The 20270-nt window shown below is 69.2% G+C and carries 17 protein-coding genes; 6 read left to right on the forward strand and 11 right to left on the reverse strand.

Features of this window, described 5'->3' with window-relative positions; translation table 11 throughout:
• The first annotated feature begins 60 nt into the window (after positions 1-60).
• Entirely contained in the window at positions 61-570 is a 510-nt protein-coding gene (locus G6034_RS01965; RefSeq protein ID WP_176633426.1) for a ferritin, read from the forward strand.
• 234 nt (positions 571-804) lie between these two features.
• Here the strand turns inward: G6034_RS01965 and purH are convergent, their stop codons facing one another.
• Entirely contained in the window at positions 805-2469 is a 1665-nt protein-coding gene (purH, locus tag G6034_RS01970; RefSeq protein WP_343037896.1) for a bifunctional phosphoribosylaminoimidazolecarboxamide formyltransferase/IMP cyclohydrolase, read from the reverse strand.
• Positions 2470-2545: 76 nt separating this feature from the next.
• On the opposite strand from purH, the gene G6034_RS01975 reads away from it, so the two are divergent.
• On the forward strand, positions 2546-4150 hold the full coding sequence (locus tag G6034_RS01975) for a glycoside hydrolase family 3 protein (RefSeq protein ID WP_176633428.1): 1605 nt from the start codon (positions 2546-2548) through the stop codon (positions 4148-4150).
• On the opposite strand, the gene G6034_RS01980 is transcribed toward G6034_RS01975, so the two are convergent.
• Positions 4107-4853 (reverse strand): DUF998 domain-containing protein, encoded by a 747-nt coding sequence (locus G6034_RS01980; protein ID WP_246295243.1) that lies wholly within the window; start codon positions 4851-4853, stop codon positions 4107-4109. The genes G6034_RS01975 and G6034_RS01980 overlap by 44 nt on opposite strands.
• A gap of 318 nt (positions 4854-5171) precedes the next feature.
• Here G6034_RS01980 and murQ point away from each other — a divergent pair, with 318 nt between their 5' ends.
• The 4 genes from murQ to G6034_RS02000 are packed head-to-tail and all read left to right on the forward strand — an operon-like array spanning position 5172 to position 8868.
• Positions 5172-6101, forward strand: coding sequence for an N-acetylmuramic acid 6-phosphate etherase (murQ, locus tag G6034_RS01985; RefSeq protein WP_176633430.1), 930 nt, complete (start codon positions 5172-5174; stop codon positions 6099-6101).
• A 23-nt stretch (positions 6102-6124) separates the two neighbouring features.
• Positions 6125-7201, forward strand: coding sequence for a serine hydrolase domain-containing protein (locus tag G6034_RS01990; protein ID WP_176633431.1), 1077 nt, complete (start codon positions 6125-6127; stop codon positions 7199-7201).
• 15 nt (positions 7202-7216) lie between these two features.
• Positions 7217-8569, forward strand: a complete 1353-nt coding sequence (locus G6034_RS01995; RefSeq protein ID WP_176633432.1) for an MFS transporter — start codon at positions 7217-7219, stop codon at positions 8567-8569.
• 14 nt (positions 8570-8583) lie between these two features.
• The gene (locus tag G6034_RS02000; protein ID WP_176633433.1) at positions 8584-8868 is read left to right on the forward strand and encodes a hypothetical protein; all 285 of its coding nucleotides are present in this window, start codon (positions 8584-8586) and stop codon (positions 8866-8868) included.
• 74 nt (positions 8869-8942) lie between these two features.
• On the opposite strand, the gene purN is transcribed toward G6034_RS02000, so the two are convergent.
• From purN to moaA, 9 genes are all read right to left on the reverse strand, one after another.
• Positions 8943-9506 (reverse strand): phosphoribosylglycinamide formyltransferase, encoded by a 564-nt coding sequence (gene purN, locus G6034_RS02005; RefSeq protein ID WP_176633434.1) that lies wholly within the window; start codon positions 9504-9506, stop codon positions 8943-8945.
• Positions 9507-9551: 45 nt separating this feature from the next.
• Positions 9552-10862 carry a cell division protein PerM gene (locus G6034_RS02010; RefSeq protein ID WP_176633435.1) on the reverse strand — a complete coding sequence of 437 codons (1311 nt, stop codon included), beginning with the start codon at positions 10860-10862 and terminating at the stop codon, positions 9552-9554.
• Between the two features lie 165 nt (positions 10863-11027).
• A complete protein-coding gene (locus tag G6034_RS02015) occupies positions 11028-11231 on the reverse strand; it encodes a cold-shock protein (protein ID WP_038467205.1) in 204 nt (67 codons plus the stop codon).
• A gap of 383 nt (positions 11232-11614) precedes the next feature.
• A complete protein-coding gene (locus G6034_RS02020; RefSeq protein ID WP_176633436.1) occupies positions 11615-13273 on the reverse strand; it encodes an acyl-CoA dehydrogenase family protein in 1659 nt (552 codons plus the stop codon).
• Between the two features lie 100 nt (positions 13274-13373).
• Positions 13374-14048: an alpha/beta fold hydrolase gene (locus G6034_RS02025; RefSeq protein ID WP_176633437.1), complete on the reverse strand. Its 675-nt coding sequence runs from the start codon at positions 14046-14048 to the stop codon at positions 13374-13376.
• A gap of 72 nt (positions 14049-14120) precedes the next feature.
• Complete coding sequence (locus G6034_RS02030; RefSeq protein WP_176633438.1) at positions 14121-14705, reverse strand: hypothetical protein; 585 nt, start codon at positions 14703-14705, stop codon at positions 14121-14123.
• Between the two features lie 86 nt (positions 14706-14791).
• The gene (locus G6034_RS02035) at positions 14792-17107 is read right to left on the reverse strand and encodes an FdhF/YdeP family oxidoreductase (RefSeq protein ID WP_176633439.1); all 2316 of its coding nucleotides are present in this window, start codon (positions 17105-17107) and stop codon (positions 14792-14794) included.
• Positions 17108-17375: 268 nt separating this feature from the next.
• On the reverse strand, positions 17376-18887 hold the full coding sequence (locus tag G6034_RS02040) for a GntT/GntP/DsdX family permease (RefSeq protein WP_176633636.1): 1512 nt from the start codon (positions 18885-18887) through the stop codon (positions 17376-17378).
• A 202-nt stretch (positions 18888-19089) separates the two neighbouring features.
• A complete protein-coding gene (gene moaA, locus G6034_RS02045) occupies positions 19090-20130 on the reverse strand; it encodes a GTP 3',8-cyclase MoaA (RefSeq protein ID WP_176633440.1) in 1041 nt (346 codons plus the stop codon).
• Positions 20131-20270 lie beyond the last annotated feature (140 nt).

The raw sequence follows: 20270 nt of genomic DNA on the forward strand, positions 1-20270 counted from the left end.
GGACCCCCGGCGTGAAGCGGGCACCTGACAAGACGCCCCGCGGTCAGTAGCGTGGAACCCATGGAACTCAAAGGGAAATTCGCAGACGCCGTCAACGACCAGGTCACCATGGAACTCAAGGCCGCCATGGTGTACCGCCAGCTGTCCATCGAAATGGACTACAGGGACCTGCCCGGCATGGCCAGCTGGTTCCTGATCCAGTCCGGGGAAGAGCTAGGGCACGCGCAGAGGTTCACCGACCACATGACGGACCGCGAGGCCTGCCCCAAGATTGAAACCATCGAGGCCCCCGGCCTCACCATCAAGACGCCGCTCGACGCCTTCAAGGCGGCCCTGGACAACGAGCAGCAGGTGTCCGAGTCCATTCGGAACCTGTACCGGATGTCCCAGGAAGTGGGCGACATCGACTCGATCCCGCTGCTGAACTGGTTCATCAACGAACAGCTCGAAGAGGAATCCACGGTCAGCGAGATCATTGGCCGCATCAATTTGATCGGCGACGACGGCGACGGCCTCCTGCGCCTCGACGCCGAGCTGGGCGCCCGCAAGCCGGAACCGGGCGACGGGTAGGGGAACCAGGCAAGGCACAGAGCCGGTGCGCCCGGGCGCACCCTGCCCACCACCAGCAGCACCACCAACGTCACGATGACGAGCGCAGGGACGCCTACCGCCGCCACGACCCACACCGCACCTGGCATGGTTCCTGCTCCCCCTGCATGACCGACTTCCCGGTATTGCGTTCACCTGAGCATGCCCCCGGACGGTGCCCCGGGCAACATGTCCGTGCTGTCAGTGTCCGTGCTGTCAGTGGAAGAAGTGGCGGGAGCCGGTGAAGTACATCGTGGCGCCGGCCGCGTTGGCGGCGGCGATGACTTCCTCGTCGCGGATGGAGCCGCCGGGCTGGACCACGGCGCGGACGCCGGCGTCGAGCAGGATTTGCAGGCCGTCGGCGAAGGGGAAGAACGCATCCGAAGCGGCAACGGAGCCGAGCGAACGCTGTTCGGAAGCGCCCCCGGGACCCGCGGCGCCGCCCGCCGCGTCAACCGCTGATTCCACCTGGATGCCCAGCGTGTTGGCGCGTTCCACGGCCAGCTTGCAGGAGTCCACGCGGTTGACCTGGCCCATGCCGATGCCCACCGTGGCGCCGTCCCTGGCCAGCAGGATCGCGTTGGACTTGGCGGCCCGGACGGCGGTCCAGGCGAACTTCAGCTCGGCCAGCGTGGCGTGGTCGGCGGCGGGGCCGGCGGCGAGCGTCCAGTTGGCGGGGTCGTCGCCGTCGGCGTCGATCCGGTCGCTCATCTGCACCAGCATGCCGCCGGAGACCTGGCGGACCTCGGCCGGGTACCGGCCGTAGCCCTCGGGCAGGGCCAGCAGGCGGATGTTCTTCTTCGCGGAGAGGATCTCCACGGCCCCGGGCTCAAAGTCCGGCGCGATGACCACCTCGGTGAAGATGCCCTTGACGGTGTCCGCCATGGCGGCCGTGACGGTGCGGTTGGCGGCGATGACGCCGCCGTAGGCGGAGACGGGATCGCAGGCGTGGGCCTTGCGGTGGGCGTCGGCGATGGGGTCCGCCGCGCCGTCGGACGCCACGGCCACGCCGCAGGGGTTGGCGTGCTTGACCACTGCCACGGCGGGTTCGGCGAAGTCGAAGGCTGCGCGGAGGGCGGCGTCGGCGTCCACAAAGTTGTTGTAGCTCATGGCCTTGCCGTGCAGCTGGTCCGCCTGCGCGATCCCTGCCGGGGCGGCCCTGTCCACGTACAGCGCGGCCTGCTGGTGCGGGTTTTCGCCATAGCGCAGCACCTCGGAGCGTTCCAGCGAGTAGCCGGCGTAGGCGGGCCAGTCGATGAGGCCGTCGCCGTCCTCGTCCAGGAACTGGGACGCGGTCCAGGCGGCCACGGCGTTGTCGTAGGAGGCGGTGTGGGCGAAGGCGGCGGCGGCCAGGCGCTGGCGCGCGGCCAGGGTGAAGCCGCCCTCGGCCGCGGCGAGCACCACGTCGTCGTACCTGGCGGGGTCCACCACCACGGCCACGGACGGGTGGTTCTTGGCGGCGGCGCGGACCATGGACGGGCCGCCAATGTCGATCTGTTCCACCACGGCGTCCTGTTCGGCGCCGGACTTCACGGTTTCCACGAACGGGTACAGGTTCACCACCACCAGGTCGAACGGCTCCACGTGCAGTTCCTCCAGCTGGCGGACGTGGTCCGGCAGGCGGCGGTCGGCCAGGATGCCGGCGTGGACCATGGGGTGCAGCGTCTTGACCCGGCCGTCCAGGCATTCGGGGAAGCCCGTGAGCTCCGAAACCTCGGTGACGGGGACGCCGGCGGCGGAAATCCGCGCAGCCGTGGAGCCGGTGGAAACGATGGAGACTCCGGCGGCGTGCAGCCCCGTGGCCAGCTCCTCCAAACCGGTTTTGTCGTAGACCGAGATCAAGGCCCGGCGGATTGGAACACGGTTAAGCACGCTGGTCACAGAATTTCTCCGTAGGGTTGGTCGATGATGGCGACTCCTAGAGTTTATGCCACTACCACCGGGTAGGCTTTCAGCCATGGCCCTCCGTGACCCCCGCCACTCCCCCGTTCCCGCCGCCGATCCAACCCGCCTGGTCAGCTCCGTCATCTGGCCCGGCTTCGTGGGCACCACGGTCCCGGAATGGCTGGACCGGGCGCTGCGCAACGGCCTGGCCGGCGTGGTCTACTTCAGCCACAACATCGATCCCGACGTCCCCGGACAGCTCCCGGCGCTCTCCGCCGCCATCCGCGCAGCCAACCCGTCCGCCGTCGTCGGCGTGGACGAGGAGGGCGGGAACGTGACGCGCCTGCAGGCGAGGGAGGGCTCGGCCATCCCGGGCGCGGCCGTCCTCGGCGCGCTGGACGACGTGGAGGTGACGGCCGCCGCGGGCAGGGCGATCGGCCGTCTCTGCCGGGACGCGGGCGTGAACCTGGCCATCGCGCCCGTGGCCGACGTCAACACCAACCCGCTCAACCCCGTCATCGGCGTGCGCGCGTTTGGTTCCTCCACGGGGTTGGTCAGCCGGCACACGGCCGCCGCGGTGGCCGGGATCCAGCAGGCCGGTGTCGGGGCCTGCGCCAAGCATTTCCCCGGGCACGGCGACACCGTGGCGGATTCCCACCTGGACGTGGCGCGCGTGGAGCTGACGTTGGCGCAAATGCGCGAGCACCACCTGCCGCCCTTCCAGGCCGCGTTCGACGCCGGTGCCGCCGCCGTGATGGGCGCCCACCTCATCGTCCCCGAGCTGGGCGAGGCCCCCGCCACGCTCAACCCGAGGGCCGGGGCGCTGCTGCGGGACATGGGGTTCGGGGGCCTGCTGGTCACCGACGCCCTGGACATGGCGGCCGTCCGCGCCACCGTGGGCCCGGGCGAGGGCGCCGTCCTGGCGCTGCTGGCCGGCGCGGACCTGCTCTGCGTGGGCAACCCGCTCAACGCCTACACCACCGGCCGCGACGACGAGGCCTGCTTCACCGAGGTGTTTGACGCCGTGTACGACGCCGTTGCCTCCGGACGCCTGCCCGCCGCCGTGCTGCAGGCGGCCGCCGGGCGCGTGGCGGCGTTTGCGCAGTGGTCGGAGCGGGCCTTCGCCGCGTCGCAGGGTTCCGGCGACCGCGCTTCCGGCACGGGCCCTTCCGGGGTTGGCGCTTCCGGGGTTGGCGCTTCGGGCGAGGCCATCGACTGGGTGGATGTCGCCGCGCGGGCGTGCCGCGTGGACCAGGGTGCCGGAGCGCTTGCGCTGGCCGGGCCCGACGCCGTGGTGACACTGGTCGATGCCCGCACCGGCCACAACATGGCGGCAGGCCCCACGGAAAACTTTCTCGCCACGGCGCTGCTGGAGAGGCACCAGGTCTGTGTCCCGGACGTGGACCTGCTCAATGCGGAGAACTTGTCGTTTCTGGTGTCCGCCGGTGCGTCGCTGGGCGAGGCGGTCCTGGTCCTGGTCGATTCCCTGGCGTCGCCCGGGCAGCAGGCAACGCTCGCCGCGGTGGCCGCCGTCGCACCGCAGGCGTTGTGCATCAACGCCGGGCTGGCCCCGGAGGCCGGCACGCCCACGGGCACCGCCCTGACCACCATCCACTGCCACGGCTTCAGCCGCGTCAGCGCGCAGGCAGTCGTCCGCCTCCTGAACTCACGGGAGTAGCGGGGCCGGCCGGCGGCGGCTGCAGGGAACGCAGGCCCGCCGACACGGAGAACGCCCAACCCAGGATCCCGGCCAGCGCGATTCGCTCCGCCAGGCCCAGATAGGCGGGGACATATCTGCCGCTCAGGCCCAGGGCGCCCAGGCCCGCGGCTGTCAGCGCGCAAAATCCCGCGGCCAGCGCGGAAGTCCGCCGCAGCCGCGGACACGTCCGGAGCCATGCCGTCAGCACCAGGATGCCGGCGAATGCGGCCAAAAATCCAACGCCCGCCACCGCCAGATGGACGGAGCCGGCCCAGGTGGTCGCGGACAGGCCGGGGGCGGCGGCTGCCCGGCCGGGGGCGCCGGCTGCCCGGTCGGGAGCCGAGGGGCAATTCCCGGCGTTGACGCACGTGCCGGCCCCGGCGCCGGCAGGCGCGTCACCGCCGGGAATATCGGTGGGGAAGAAAGCCAGGATGCCCGAGCACGCTCCGCCGAGACCCAGCAGTGCCGCACCGGTCGTCCTGAGCGGGGATGCGGGCCCGGTTCCGAGCACCGCCCGCACCAGGCAGAGGGTCGAGGCTGCCCGTCCGACGAAGTTCAAATTCATGATCCAGCCAAACGGCCCCACGGCAAGGTTGCTCTCCGCGTCGCGAACCAGGCTGTAGTGGGGCGGCAGCCGCTGCAACACGGCGTCGACGCCCACATAGGCGCCGACGCCGACCATTGCGGCCACGCTGTACCGCCGTCGCACGTGCAAGGCGGTGTCCTGCCCCCGGGACAAACGAGAACGTGCTGGCTTTTTCACTGTGGCACCTCGAGTGGCCGCTATCGTCGTGGGCAGGTGCTCCCACGGTACCTGTTCCGGCCCGGGATTGACGCAGGCAGATCCTCCGGCACGAGGGCAGATGCCATCGTTGCCGGCGGCAAACCGCACCAGCGAGGGGCCTGACGCGGGTGGACCATCGCGGGCAATTAGACTGGTTACCGCCGGGCAATTGACCGCCCACGGCGGCGCAGCCAGTCATGAAATGGAAGGCCAGCCTTGACCCCTTCGGAGAATGAACTGCGGTCCGAGCTCGAGTTGCTCGTGACCGAATCCGCCAACCCCGCCTACCCGGACCTGGCCGCCCTCAGCACAAGGGAGCTCGCCGCCGCCATGAACACTGAGGACGCACTGGTGCCTGCGGCCGTGCAGCGCCACGTCCCCGCCATTGCCGCCATCATCGATGAAATCTCCCGGCGGATGAAGCGCGGCGGCCGCCTCGTCTACGTGGGCGCCGGCACCCCCGGGCGGCTCGGGATCCTGGACGCCAGCGAGTGCCCGCCCACCTTCGGCACCGACCCCACGCAGGTGGTGGGCGTCATCGCCGGCGGCCGCGCGGCCGTCAAACAGGCCGTGGAAGATGCCGAGGACAGCGCCGAAAACGCCCAACAGGACATGGCCGCGCTGCGCCTCACCACCAACGACTCCGTCATCGGCATCGCCGCCTCAGGCCGCACCCCGTACGTCATCGCCGCCGTCACGGCCGCCAGGGCACAGGGCGCCTACACGGTGGGCTTCTCCTGCAACGAAAATTCCCCGCTCGGCGCCGCCGCGGACGCCGCCCTGGAGATCGAGGTGGGCCCGGAAGTCCTCACCGGCTCCACCCGGCTGAAGGCAGGCACCTGCCAAAAACTGGTCCTGAACATGCTCAGCACCGCCACCATGGTCCGCCTCGGCAAGACCTACAAGAACTTCATGGTGGATCTGCGCGCCACCAACGCCAAGCTGCGCGCCCGCAGCGAACGCACCCTGATGCGCGCCACGGACTGCGACGCCGCCACCGCCGCCGCGGCCCTGGAAGCCGCCGGCGGCCACGTCAAGGCGGCCATCCTCGCCGTCATGACCGGCCTCCCCGCCGCCCGCGCCGCCGAGCTGCTCGAACAAAGCCAGGGCTTCCTGCCGGCCGCCATCACCGCCGGAACCCGATAAGAGTACGACGCCGGAGCCCACCCATGCCTGCACCTTACGGACACGTGACCACCGAACTGCAGCGCCTCCTCGACCAGGCCGTCACGGACGGCGTGGCACCCGCGGCGAGCTGCGCCGTCGTACTTGACGGGGAGGTGCTGCCCGCCGTCACGGCCGGCGCCGCCGTGCCGGAAACCTTCTTCGACCTTGCCTCCGTGACCAAGCTTTTTACCACCGCCGCGCTGCTGTCCCTGGTGGACGGCGGCCACCTGGAGCTGGACGCGCCGATCGGCGGCTGGCTGCCGGCCTACGGGCACGGGGACAAGGCCCGGGTCACGCTGCGGCACCTGCTCACCCACACGTCCGGCCTGCCGTCGGAGTGGCGCGGCTGGGAACGCGCGTTGCGGGAGGGCCGGTCCTTTGACCGCGTCCTGCTTGTCGCCGACCTCCTCGGCACGCCGCTGGAGGCCGCGCCCGGAACGCGCTTTGAGTATTCCTGCGCCGGCTACAACACCGCCATGGCGCTGGCCGAACACGTCACGGGCAGGCCGTGGGCGGAGCTGCTCGCGGACAACGTGCTGTCCAGGCTCGGCACCGGCGGGATCGCCGGCACCCCGGGCCCGGAACGGTGCGCGCCCACTGAATACCAGCCGTCGCTGGGCCGCGGGCTGGTCCGGGGGATTGTGCACGACGAGGCGGCGTGGTCGCTTGGCGGGCTCAGCGGCAACGCCGGAATGTTCGCCACCGCGCCAGGGCTGGCGGCCTTTGGCGAGGCCCTCCGGCTGGGCCTGCCCGGCATCCTGTCCCCCGCCCTCGCCGCCGACATGTGGCGCAGCCAGCTCCCCGAGGTGCTCGGGCGCAACTTCAACCCGGAACACCCGGGGTACGGCCACGGGCTGGGGCTGCGCATCAACCAGCAGCCATGGATGGGAACCCGCGGCCGGCACGCCCGCGGGCATGGCGGCTTCACCGGCACCTCGCTGCTTGCGGACCGTAAAAACGGCATCACGGTGGCGCTGCTCACCAACCGCGTCAGCCCCAGCCGGGACGGGGACGACGCAACGGCCCTGCGCAAGGCCGTGTCCGACGTCGTCTATTCTGGTAAAAATGACTCTAACTAAACGGGGATGGGCGCCATGGGCACAAACACGGCAACAATCACGGGCGACGTGGTGGTCCAGGAACTGCCGTGGCGGTGGCGGGTGCAGGGCAGCATCTTCCTCATCGGCGGCCTCGGCTTCATGTTCGACGCCTGGGACGTCACGCTCAACGGCTTCCTGATCCCGCTGCTGTCGAAGGAGTGGGGCCTGGCGCCGGGGCAGGCCGCCTGGATCGGCACGGCGAACCTGATCGGCATGGCCGTGGGCGCCTTTGCGTGGGGGTCCATTGCGGACGTGATCGGGCGCAAGACCGCGTTCACCCTGACGCTGCTGATTTTCTCCGTGTTCACGGTGCTGGGTGCCGTCTCCAACGACATTGTCCTGTTCTGCGTCTTCCGCTTCGTGGCCGGCTTCGGGCTGGGCGGCTGCATCCCGGTGGACTACGCGCTGGTGGGCGAGTTCACCCCGCGCAAACACCGCGGCCGTGTCCTGACCGCCATGGACGCCTGGTGGCCGGTGGGCGCGTCGCTGTGCGGGGTGGTCTCGGCCGTGCTGATGGCGTCCTTCGGCAACTGGCGCTACCTGATGCTGGTCATGGTGCTGCCGGCCCTGCTGGTGTTTTGGGTGCGCACGCACGTGCCCGAATCCCCCCTGTATCTGGTGCGTGCGGGGAAGCCGGACCAGGCCAGGGCGGTCATCGAGCGGCTCATCGAGCGGACCGGCGCCGTGGTGGGGCCCTGGAAGCTGCCCGATCCCGCCGCCGCCCCGCGGCTGTCGCTCGGCAGGGTGACCGGCCAGCTGGCCGGGCTGTGGCGCTACAACTGGCGTGTCACCGGGGTTGCGTGGTCGCTTTTCCTGACGATCCTGCTCGTGTACTACGGCGCGCTGACCTGGATGCCGTCCATCCTGGTGGCCACCGGATACGCGCAAAACAAGGCGTTCATGGCCACGGCGTCCATGACGGCCATCGGCTTCCTGGGCGTGGTGGCCGCGGCGCTCCTCGTGGAACGGGTGGGCCGCAAGTGGATCCTGGCCGTCACGGGCCCCGGCGCCGCGCTGTCGCTGGTCATCTTCGCGCTGGTCCTGGACGCGCCGGCCGCCGCCCAGCTGTGGCTGCTGGTGTTTGGCTTTGTGGTCCAGGTGGCCATCCCGGTCCTCTACACCTACGTTTCGGAGCTGTACCCCACGGAGCTGCGCGCCACGGGGTTCGGCTGGGCGTCCACCGTGTCCCGTGTGGGCGCCGGCCTGGTCCCGCTCATCTTCGGTTCCCTGCTGTGGCCGGTGCTGGGGCTTCCGCTGACGTTCGCGCTGACCGGGGGGCTGGTGCTGCTGGCCGTCCTGTGGATGGCCGTCGCCGCCCCGGAGACAAAGGGCGCCGTGCTGCACTAGCCGCCGCCCAGGTTTTGACCAACTTCAGCCGATACTCTTGCCTGCACATCCAGGCTGCGCGCGCCACCCAGGACCGCCGGCTGGGTGGCGCCGTCCTGGCAGCTGCCGGCGCGGCCGCGTTTCTCGGTTGGCGAAGGAACGCCGGCACCGGGCGGGCCGCCGGCCTGACCGGCGCCTACCTTGCCGCCTTTGGCGCGTCCCATCCGCTGGCCAAGAAGATGGGCGCCTGGCCGGCCGTGTACACGGTCACGGGCGCCACCGCGCTCGCCTCGCTGCTGTTGGGCCGAAAGCGCAAGTAGCCGCCCGGTCCATGGTGCAGATCGTCGACGAAAAACCCCGGCAAACGGAGAAATCGCCCCAAGACCTGCACGGGTCAGGCGCGCGCCAGGTCCCCCAGGACCTGGATGAGAAGTTCGCGCTCGGCCACCTTGATGCGTTCGTGCAGGGTTTCCTCGGTGTCCCCGTCCAGCACGGCCACCGGGGCTTGGGCGATGATGGGGCCGGTGTCCACGCCGGCGTCGGCAAAGTGGACGGTGCAGCCGGTGACCTTCACGCCGTAGGCCAGTGCGTCACGGACCCCGTGGGCGCCGGGGAAGGCCGGAAGCAGTGCGGGGTGCGTGTTGACGTAGCGGCCCTCGAAGGCGTCGATGAAGCCAGGCGCCACAATGCGCATGAAACCGCTGGAGACCACGTAGTCCGGTCGGTGGGCGGCCACGGCGTCCAGCAGCGCGGCGTCCCAGTCCGCACGCGCGGGATAGTCCTTGAAGTTCACCACGAAGGTCTCCAGGCCGGCGGCGGCGGAGCGCTCAATGCCGACGGTGCCCGGCCGGTCCGCACCCACGGCGGCAATCTCCACGGGCAGCTCGCCCGCGGCAACGGCGTCGATCACGGCCTGCAGATTGGACCCGGTGCCGGAAACTAAGACAACTATGCGCATGCGCTCAATTTTAGGGGCACGTGCCGGAGGGTCCCTATTCGCGCCCTATTGGCGGCGCGACAGTTGCGGCGCGGCGGCCCGGTCCGCTTCCAGCCACGGCCCGGCCAGCGAGCCCAGCACGACGCCGGCACCCGCCTCGGCGCCCAGCCAGAGCGCCGCCGTGAGCGGAGTGGGCCCCACAGCGGTGAACCGCCCCAGGCCGACGGAGCCGCCGGAGAGCCAGAACACGGCGCAGGACAGCACGGCCGCCACGAGCCCAACGGCCAGGCCCAGGACCAGCGTGGACGCGGGCAGCGAGAGCCAGCGCTGGCGGACCTTCAGCGAGAGCCATTCGTCGAAGTGGTTTTCCCCGGCCCGGACAAACCACCAGCCGGCCAGCATTCCGGCCGCGACGGGGATGGCCAGGGCGGCAATGCCCCATGCGAGGGTGCCTGTGGGCAGGGCGGCCAGGAGCGGGATGGGCGGCACGGGGGCCACCACCGTTCCCAGCGGCGTGACGGTGGAGCCGGCGCCGAGGTTGAAGCCGGCGCCGCTGGTCCAGGCCAGCGACCACACGGCGAGGTTGGGCATGAAGCCGAGCTGGCCCAGGGTCAGCGCGGCGCCGCCCGGGCCGCCGGCCGTCATGCCCTGATAAACGCCGATGACGTCGGTCCAGCGGGCCGCAACGTCGACGGCCAGCAGCAGCGAGGCTGCGCACAAGGCGGCCATGAGCGCGACAAAGCCGGACCGCGCCACGGCCCAGGCGTAGGAACCGGCCCAGCGCTGGTCCTGGCTGGTCTTGGCGATCCAGTCCGCCGCGTTGACGCCGATCAGCCGGCCCCACGAGCCGGCTTCACGCCGGGAGCCCACCACCAGTCCCAGCCCCGCCGGAATGAGGGGTATCAGCATGCTGGCCAGCAGCGGGGCCTCCGCACCGGGGCTGTTGCAGACGAAAGCTGTGGCCAGGCCGGCGGCGGCATACACCATGATGGCGCCCAGCAGGGGTTGCCAGAGCTGGTCGGTGTAGGACGCCCGGGCGAGCCTGCGGCCGGCACGCCAGGAGAGGAAAAAGGGGATGAGGACCAGGCCCATGGGCAGCAGGGTGAAGGTGCCGGTTTCCACAGACGCGGAGCTGGGACCGTTGGTGACGCTCAGGTAGAGCGGGACGCCGTGCATGACGAGCCAGAACTTTCCCGCCAGCCGTGCGATGACGGACATGTCCCGTTCGGCAAAGCCGCCCGAAAACCAGACCGCCGCCAGGGGAACGACCACGACCAGGGCCGAGATGACAAAGACCTGGGCAGCCTCGAAGGCCCCCTGCAGACCGAGCGGCATGGGAAGTCCGTCGCGTTGGCCCCGGGCCGCATTGGTATTCATCGTCTTCCATGGTGCCACATGGAACTGTGGACGGCCGGGAGAAGCGCCGGGCCGTGCGGGCGCGGGTGGTTAAAGACGGATAGGGCCCGGAAAACCGGACCCTATCCGCTCCAGCCTGTAAAGACTAAAGAAGTTGCGCGGTTGCCCGCACGGCTGCTTTAGAAATTAGATAGCCTGGATGTTGACTGCCTGAGGACCCTTGGGACCCTGCTCAACATCGAAAGAGACCTTCTGGTTCTCTTCGAGGGAGCGGTAGCCCGAGGAGTTGATTGCGGAGTAGTGCGCGAAAACGTCCTGGCTCTGGTCATCGGGAGAGATGAAGCCGAAGCCCTTTTCAGCGTTGAACCACTTGACGGTACCTGTTGCCATTATTTCTATTTCCTTCTGAAGTTGGAGATTCCGCCCGACCTTCGGGCCTCCTTTTTTACGGTGTAAGTCCGCTTCTCCAGAAAAGCGACGTCGTCCCGAAGGATGGCGTCGCTTCAACTACAAAAAACGCAACACTACAACTACGTCCCAGTATACATGCCTGTTTCGGGAATGCCAGTAACCAGGGAGAGGTCAGTCACCCTTTACCCTTTGTTCATGGTTCGGCGGGAGCAAACCCGCCGGATCCAGCCGTTTTTCGGGGCCGGCGGCGTGACGCGTCACTCAATCTGTCATATAGGTTCACCGGAATTTAAGGTGGGGAGGGCGCCGTTCAACGACGACCGCACCCTGCTACGCCCGCATCCCGTTACGCCCGCATCCCGCTACGCCCTGGCCAGGATGCCCGCCAAATCGGAACGCGGCGGCAGGTTCCCGTAGTTGAAGCAGCGGTCCGGTCCCAGCCGGGAGGCCACAAAGGCATCCGACACCGCGGCCGGAGCGTGGCGGATCAGCAGCGATGCCTGCAGCGCCAGGGCCATCTTCTCCACCAGCATCCGCGCCGACCCGGCAAACTCCGCCGGCGCCGCCCGGACCGGGGCAGCGTCCTCCTTCAGCCGTGCGACGAAGGCGTCAAAGAGTTCGTGCGCCCCTGAGGCCGTCCGGAGCTCGGCAAGGAACGCGTCCACCGACTCGGGTTCCTTGGCCATGGCCCGCAGGACATCCAGGGCAATGACGTTGCCGGTGCCTTCCCAGATGGCCATGACCGGCTGCTCCCGGTACCTCATGGCCAGCGGGAAGTCCTCGATGTAGCCGTTGCCGCCCAGGCATTCCATGGCCTCGTAGGCGTGGTTGGGCCCGCGCTTGCACACCCAGAACTTGGTGACCGCCGTCGCAAGGCGCCGGAAGGCACGCTCGGAGGGTCCGGCGTCGTCGTCAAAGGCGCGGGATAGGCGCATGCCGACGGCGGCGGCTGCCTCCGCCTCAAGCGCCAGGTCCGCCAGCACGTTCGCCATCGCCGGCTGGTCCACCAGCAGGGACCCGAAGGCACGGCGGTGGCGGGCATGCCACACGGTCTCGGCCACGGACTGGCGCATCCCGGCAGCAGTGCCGAGCACGCAGTCCAGCCGGGTCTGGGCCACCATGCCCATGATGGCCGGCACGCCGCGGCCGGGTTGGCCAACGCGCCAGCCGTGAGTGTTGGCGAATTCCACCTCCGACGACGCGTTGGAACGATTGCCCGCCTTGTCCTTCAGCCGCTGGATCAGGAACGGGTTGCGGGACCCGTCCGGCAAGACACGCGGCAGCAGGAAGCACCCCAGGCCGGCGTCGTCCTGGGCCAGGACCAGGAACGCGTCGGACATGGGCGCAGAGCAGAACCACTTGTGGCCCGTCAGCAGGTGGTGTCCGTCAAACGGAACCGCCCGGGTGGTGTTGGCGCGCACGTCCGAGCCGCCCTGCTTCTCCGTCATCGCCATCCCCAACAGGGCTCCCGGCTTGCCCGCCGCCAGCGCCGGGGAGTACTCCCGCGAATACAGCCGCGGCAGCCACTCCCCCGCCAGTTCAGGAGCCAGCCGGAGCGGCTCCACCGCGGCATGGCTCATCGAGACGGGGCAGGCGTGCCCCGGCTCCACCTGCGCGAACAGCATGAACGCCGCGGACCGCCGGGCGTTCGCGCCCGGTCCCGGCTCCGCCCACGCCGAGGTGTGCGCGCCCGCCGCCACCGCCTGGCCCAGAATCCGGTGGTACGCGGGGTGGTACTCCACCTCGTCGATCCGCTCCCCATATTTGCCGTGGGTGCGCAGGACGGGCGGGTATTTGTGCGCCTGACGTGCGTCCTCCTGGAACTGCGCCGAACCCACGACGGCGCCCACCGCCGCCAGCGGCTCCGGCGCCGTTGCGCCGGCCCCGCCGATGGTGACGAGGTAGTCCGTCAGCGGGACGTTCGCGGTGAACTCGTTGATGTCCACGCGGGGCGGCGGCTGGTTCAACACCTGGTGGGTGGGAAAGGCTGCCGGGGCGGTGCCGGCATCGTCGACGGTCATGGCTACAGGCTACGCCGTGTGCCGCCGGCCGGTGATTGAGCTTGTCGAAATCCAGGCCTCGACGCACCCGTGCAACTCGCTGCCCGACCACCGGACAGGCTCAGGCACCGGCGCAGGCCTTGTCCAGGAACGCGGCCACCTCGCGCGGGCGGGTCAGGACGGGGGCGTGGCTGGAGTCGATCTCCGTCACCGAAGCACCCATCCGGGCGGCCATTTCGCGCTGGAGCACCGGCGGCACGGCGCGGTCGGCGGTGGTGACCAGGTAGTGGGAGGGCAGGTCCAGCCACGCCGGCCGCCCCACTGCCGCCCTGTCCAGGCCGATGCGCGTCAGCTTTTGCACCGACGCGCCCAGCGCCGCGCGCTCGGGCGGCAGTTCACCGGCAATCACCTCGCCGAAGTGCGCCCGGTCAATGTAGGTGTAGCCGCCCGTGACCACCACGTGCTTGGGGATCAGGCTGCCCGGGTGCCTCCGGGACAGTTCACTCACGGATTCTCCCTCGGCCGGCGCAAAGGCCGCCACGTAGGCCAGCGCCGTGACGTTCGCGGCGCCGCGGGCGGCCTCGCCAATCACCGCCCCGCCGTACGACCACCCGGCGAGCAGCACGGGACCAGCAACGGTGGCGAGGGTCCGGCGCACGCTGGCCACGTCGTCGTCGAACGTCTCCAGGCCCAGCTGGGCCGCCACGGGGTCATGCCCCATGGCGCGCAGCTCCGCGATGACGGGCAGCCAGCTGGATCCGTCGGACCACAGCCCATGCACCAGCACGATGTCCACTGTTCACACCGCTTTCGGACGGTCATTTGTTGGGGCCCGGGTCCCGGACAAGCTCGACCACCGGGGGCCGTTCTACAGCGGCAGCTTCATCCCCAGGGAGAAGTTCAGCCCGGTGGCGAAGGTCAGGTACATCAGCCACAGGCCGGTGACCAGGTGCCACAGGCCCAGCGACCGCTCTCCCCACGCCTGCCCGATGCTGTGGAAGAAGTCGCTGATGTAGATGAGCGTCAGTCCCACGAACAGCAGGCCCACCGGCCAGTCGCCCACGGCAAAGAACACCACGATGCCCAGCACCGAAATGATGGTGTACGCCACCGACATCCCCGCGTTGGTCCGCGGATCAACGCCCTGCCAGCGGTTGTAGCCCAGCGCGAACCAGTGGATGCCGTAGGCAGAGAACGCCAGCGCGGCCATGTACAGCGGCGCATCCTTGAACACCTGGAACCACGTCATGCCGACGAAAAGGATGATGCCCGTGACGAGCTGGCAGAATCCCGGAAGCCAGATGCCCCAGACACCGGTCGACTTGTCCACGGATTCATTCCGCTTGGGCCAGTGAAACAACTCCTCGGGACCGTAGATCAAGTACCCGGTCCCCAACCCAAAAAACCCCAACGCCAGCGGAGCAAATGCCGACGTCGCAAACACCAAGTTCATTGCCCTACTCCTTTGCTTTTCTGACTAACGAGTGTCATTCCGGCAGGTTCATAGGCACGCACTTCCTCAGTCCCCCATGGGCAACCTCAATGGACAGCGGCGTAGGCGGGTGCCGCGGCCTTTTCCAGACGTACGACGACGGACTTGGACACCGGGGTGTTGGACCCTTCCGCTGTTTCATCCAGGGAGACAAGCACGTTCGCTTCCGGGAAGTACGCGGCAACGCAGCCCCGCGCGGTCGGGTAGCCGACGATGCGCTGCTGGGGCAGCACGCGGTCCACGCCGTCGGGCGCCTCGCTGTGGACGTCCACGTAGCTGCCGTCCGCGATGCCCAGCTCGGCGAGGTCGGACGGGTTCACGAACAGCACGTGGCGGCCCTTCTTGATCCCGCGGTACCTGTCGTTGAGGCTGTACGTGGTGGTGTTGAACTGGTCGTGCGCGCGGACCGTCTGCAGCAGCAGCCGGCCTTCGGGCACCTGGACGGTCTCCAGTTCGCTGACCGTGAAGATCGCCTTGCCGGACGGCGTGGGGAAGGTCCGGCTGTCCCGCGGCGGGTGCGGCAGGACGAAACCGCCCGGGCGGCGGACCTTGGCGTTGTAGTCCTCGCAGCCCTTGCAGACGTGGCCGATGTGCTCGCGGATGGTGTCGTAATTGGCCTCGAAGCCGGCCCAGTCGATGGGATGGTCGTTGCCGAGGACCGCCCGGGCCAGGCGGCTGACAATGGCCATCTCGGAGAGCAGGTTGTCACCGACCGGCTCCACCTGGCCGTGGGAGGCGTGCACGGCGCAGACCGTGTCCTCGACGGTAACGAACTGCTCGCCGGAGGTCTGCCGGTCAATTTCGGTGCGTCCCATGGTGGGCAGGATCAGGGCCTGCTCCCCCGTGAACGCGTGGGACCGGTTCAGCTTGGTGGACACCTGGACGGTGAGCTTCAGCTTTTGCAGGGCGGCCTCCGCGACGGCGGTGTCGGAGATGGCGCCCACCAGGTTCCCGCCCATGGCGACGAAGACCTTCAGCTTGCCGTCGCGCATGTCGCGGATGCTTTGGACGGCGTCCGCACCGTTCGCCCGCGGCGGCTCGAAGTTGAATTCCTTGCCCAGCGCGTCCAGGAACGCTGGCGGCATCTGCTCCCAGATGCCCATGGTCCGATCCCCCTGGACGTTGCTGTGGCCGCGGATGGGTGACGGGCCGGCCCCGGGCTTGCCGATATTGCCGCGCAGCAGGAGCAGGTTGATGATTTCCTTGATGGTGGGCACGGCCTTCTTGTGCTGGGTCAGGCCCATGGCCCAGGTGACGATCACCTTGTCCGCTTTCAGGTAGCGGGCGGCAAGCTCGTCGATTTCGGCCGTCCGCAGCCCGGTGGCCGCCATGACCGCCTGGTCGTCGACCTGCTCGATGTGGGCCCGGTACTCCTCCAGGCCCTGGCAGTGCTCCTCGAGGAATGCGTGATCCAGCACGGCGCCCGGCGCGGCGGCCTCGGCCCGGAAAACCCGCTTGGCCACGGCCTGCATGAGGGCCATGTCGCCGGCCAGCCGGATCTGCAGGAACTGGTCCGCCAGGTCCGTGCCCCTGCCCACCAGTCCACGCGGCCTTTGCGGGTTCCTGAAGTTGATCAGCCCGGCTTCGGGCAGCGGGTTGATGGCCACAATCTCCGCCCCCGCCTCCTTGGCCTCCTCCAGCGCCGTCAACATGCGCGGGTGGCAGGTGCCCGGGTTTTGGCCCATGATGATGATCAGGGCAGACTTGGCAAAGTCCTCGTAGGAAATGGCGCACTTGCCCACGCCGATGGTCTCCCCCATGGCGAGCCCCGTGGACTCGTGGCACATGTTGGAGCAGTCGGGCAGGTTGTTGGTGCCGAAGGCGCGGGCAAAGAGCTGGTACTGGAACGCGGTCTCGTTGCTGGTGCGGCCGCTGGTGTAGAACACGGCCTCGTCGGGGGAATCGAGGGCGTTGAGTTCGCGGGCCACAATCCGGAACGCGTTGTCCCAGCTGACGGGCTGGTAATGGTCGGACCCGGCCGGCTTGTAGACCGGATCCACCAGCCGGCCCTGCTGGCCCAGCCAGTATTCGGTGCGCCCCCGCATCGAGGAGACCGAATTGGCCTCCCAGAATTCCCGGGGCACCGTCAGCAGCCCGGCCTCCCAGGTGACTGCCTTGGCCCCGTTTTCGCAGAATTCGGCGGTCTTGCGGTCCGGCGGATCCGGCCAGGCGCAGCTCATGCAGTCAAAGCCGTCCTTCTGGTTCATGGCCCGCAGGGTTTTCAGGGAACGGACCGGGCCCATGGCCGACACGGCCTGTGGCATCGATTCGGTCAAGCCGTGAATCCCGGCCGCGGCACGCGCGGGGCGGCTGACCACCAAGTCAGCGTCGGAGTCATCCTGGACAGGGGGCTTGCTGCTCATGGCACACACAACCTTCTACTTGAAGAACGGGTGCCCCGGAGGGTGCCGTTCAATCCGGTTCCGCGCACGGCCGTGTGCAAGTTGTGCCACAACCCGCACGCTGTCAAGCGTGGAATTGGCTGGTATCTTCCGGTCTATCACCGGCCGTTGACAAAGGCAACGGAGATCGCGAGTGACACGAATCACAGGGGATGCCGGCCCACCTGCGGATGCCGGCCCACCTGGGATGCCGGCCCACCTGGGATGCCGGCCCACCTGCGGATGCCGGCTACAAAATGGTGAACAGCAGCCAGGTCAGCAGGAGTCCCATCACCGAAATGATGGTCTCCATGACGGACCAGGTCTTGATGGTCTGTCCCACGGTGAGGCCGAAGTATTCCTTGACCAGCCAGAAGCCGGCGTCGTTGACATGGGAGAAGAAGAGCGATCCCGCGCCGACGGCCAGCACCACCAGCGAAAGGTGCACGGGGCTCAACCCGCCGGCCAGCGGGGCGATGATCCCGGCCGCCGTCACGGTCGCCACGGTGGCCGATCCGGTGGCCAGACGGATCAGGACGGCAACGATCCAGCCCAGCAGCAGCACGGACAGGCTCGCGGCAATGGCGATCTTGGCGATGGCGGTGCCCGTGCCGCCGTCCACCAGGACCTGCTTGAACCCGCCGCCGGCGCCCACAATCAGCATCACGCCCACGATGGGGAGCAGGCTCTGGCCGATCTTCTTGGTCAGCACCTGCGCCGAGAAGCCCACTCCGGTGCCGAAGGTGACCATGGCCAGCAGCACGGCCACCGTCAGCGCCACCACGGGATCGCCAATGAAGTCCAGCAGCGGGTGGACAGGGTTGGTCTTGGCCATCCAGACGTCGGCCGCGGCCTTGATCAGCATGAGCACCAGCGGGGACAGCAGGGTGACCAGGGTGATCGCGAACGACGGCGTCCGGGTTGCGTCCGGGTCCTGGGCCCGGGTCTCGCCCGCCGGCGCCTTGCCGGACCCGCCGGACCCGCCGGCGGTCGTGCGTGCGCCGGGCGTGCGTGCGCCGGGCGTGCGTGCGGCGGAAGGCGAGGCTTCCGCCGTCGTGCCTCCCGTGACGGCGAGCGCGGCGCCGGCGGCACCGATGGGGACCATGCGGGCGGCGAGGTTTCCGAAAAGCGGGCCGGCCACGATGACCGTGGGGATGGCCACGAGCAGGCCGAGGGCCAGGGTGATGCCGACGTTGGCGTGCAGGATGCCGATGGCGGCGAGCGGTCCGGGGTGCGGCGGGATGAATCCGTGGAGCACCGAGAGACCGGCGAGCGCGGGGATGCCCAGGCGCATGGCGGGGCCGTTGCTGCGGCGCACGGCCAGCATGACCACGGGGATCAGCAGGACCAGGCCAATCTCGAAGAACATGGGGATGCCGATGATGCCGGCGATGAGGGCCATTTTCCAGGGCAGGGTGGCGGGTCTGCCGCGCAGGAGGGTTTCCACCACCTTGTCCGCGCCGCCGGAGTCGGCCAGCAGCTTGCCGAGCATGGCGCCGAGGGCGATCAGGATGCCGACGTAGCCGAGGACACCGCCCACGCCCGTCTCATAGGAGGTGGTGACCTTGTTCAGGGCGATGCCGGAGCCGATGCCCACGAACAGTGCGCCGATGGTCAGCGCCAGGAAGGCGTGCATTTTGATCCACACAATGAGGAGCACCACGATGGCGATGCCGATGGCGGCAACCACCAAAACCTGTGTGTCGTGTCCGGTCCAGGGCGAACTGGCGGTGTCCGCCGCGGCCAGGGCCGCCCCCGCCATGCCAGTGCCTGTGATGCCCACGGTCCCCTCTTTTCCGCCCGGCCCTGGCGGCCGCGCAACGCGTTTTCAGTTCTTGTGAAGTGTTCGTGGCAACACTAGACCCGCAGCCGCTTTGTTGGCCACCGCGACTCGGCGTGTTGGCGGGGTCGGCTTTGACGCGCTGGCTTGGCGCGCCGGCCTTGACGCGCCGCCCTTGGCGGGCTCAGCCGCCGATGTAGCTCATTTCAATCTTCTCGCCGCGCCGCCGCAGGCCCGGCGTCGAGGCGGAGCGCAGCTCGGAATACCTGTCCGACCGCGCGCCCCACAGCGCCCCGAGCGCGTCAGCCAGTTCGGCGTCGGTGGCTCCGCCGCGCAGCAGCGCGCGCAGGTCCGTGCCGGCGGTGGCGAACAGGCAGGTAAAGAGCTTGCCGTCCGCGGAGAGCCTGGCCCGGGTGCAGCCCCGGCAGAACGCCTGGGTGACGCTGGAGATGGCGCCGATCTCCCCGGCGCCGTCGGCGTAGCGCCAGCGCCGGGCCGTTTCGCCGCGGTAGTTTTCCTCCAGCGGCTCCAGCGGAAACACCTTGTTGATGCGGTCAATGACCTCGGCGGAGGGCACCACCTGATCCATCTTCCAGCCGTTGGAGTGGCCCACGTCCATGTATTCAATGAAACGCAGGATGTTGCCGGTGCCCCGGAAGTGCCGCGCCATGTCCACGATGCTGTGGTCGTTGAGCCCGCGCTTGACCACCATGTTGATCTTCACCGGACCCAAGCCCGCGGCCTGGGCGGCGTCGATGGCGTGCAGGACTTTCGCCACGGGATACTCGACGTCGTTCATGGCCTGGAAAACGGCGTCGTCCATGGAATCCAGGGACACGGTCACCCGGTCCAGGCCCGCCGCCTTGAGCGCCTCCGCCTTTTGCGCGAGGACGGAGCCGTTGGTGGTCATGGCCAGGTCCGGCGGCTCGCCTTCCGGGGTGCGGAGCGCGGCGAGCATGCCGATGAGGTCCTCGATGCCCCGGCGCAACAGCGGTTCGCCGCCGGTCAGCCGGATCTTGCGGACGCCGTGGGCCATGGCGATGCGGGCCAGCGTGGTGATTTCCTCGAAGGTGAGCAGCTGGTCGTGCGGCATGAAGACAAAGTCGCGGCCGAAGATCTCCTTGGGCATGCAATAAACACAGCGGAAATTGCAGCGGTCCGTGACGGATATCCGCAGGTCCCGCAGTGGGCGCTGCAGGGTGTCGACCAGTGGTGGGGCAGTCATGGTTCAACCTTCCAAGTGGGGTCCGCGCCGTGCCGGATCCTTTGATTCCCACCATAGGCGCGTACGACGGCGGCGTCGAGGGGTGGGCGCGCGGGCGCCGCTTGGGCGGCGAGGGCTTGGGCGGCGGGGGCGGCCAACTT

This window comes from Arthrobacter wenxiniae, from assembly GCF_013376105.1.
Classification (GTDB): domain Bacteria; phylum Actinomycetota; class Actinomycetes; order Actinomycetales; family Micrococcaceae; genus Specibacter; species Specibacter wenxiniae.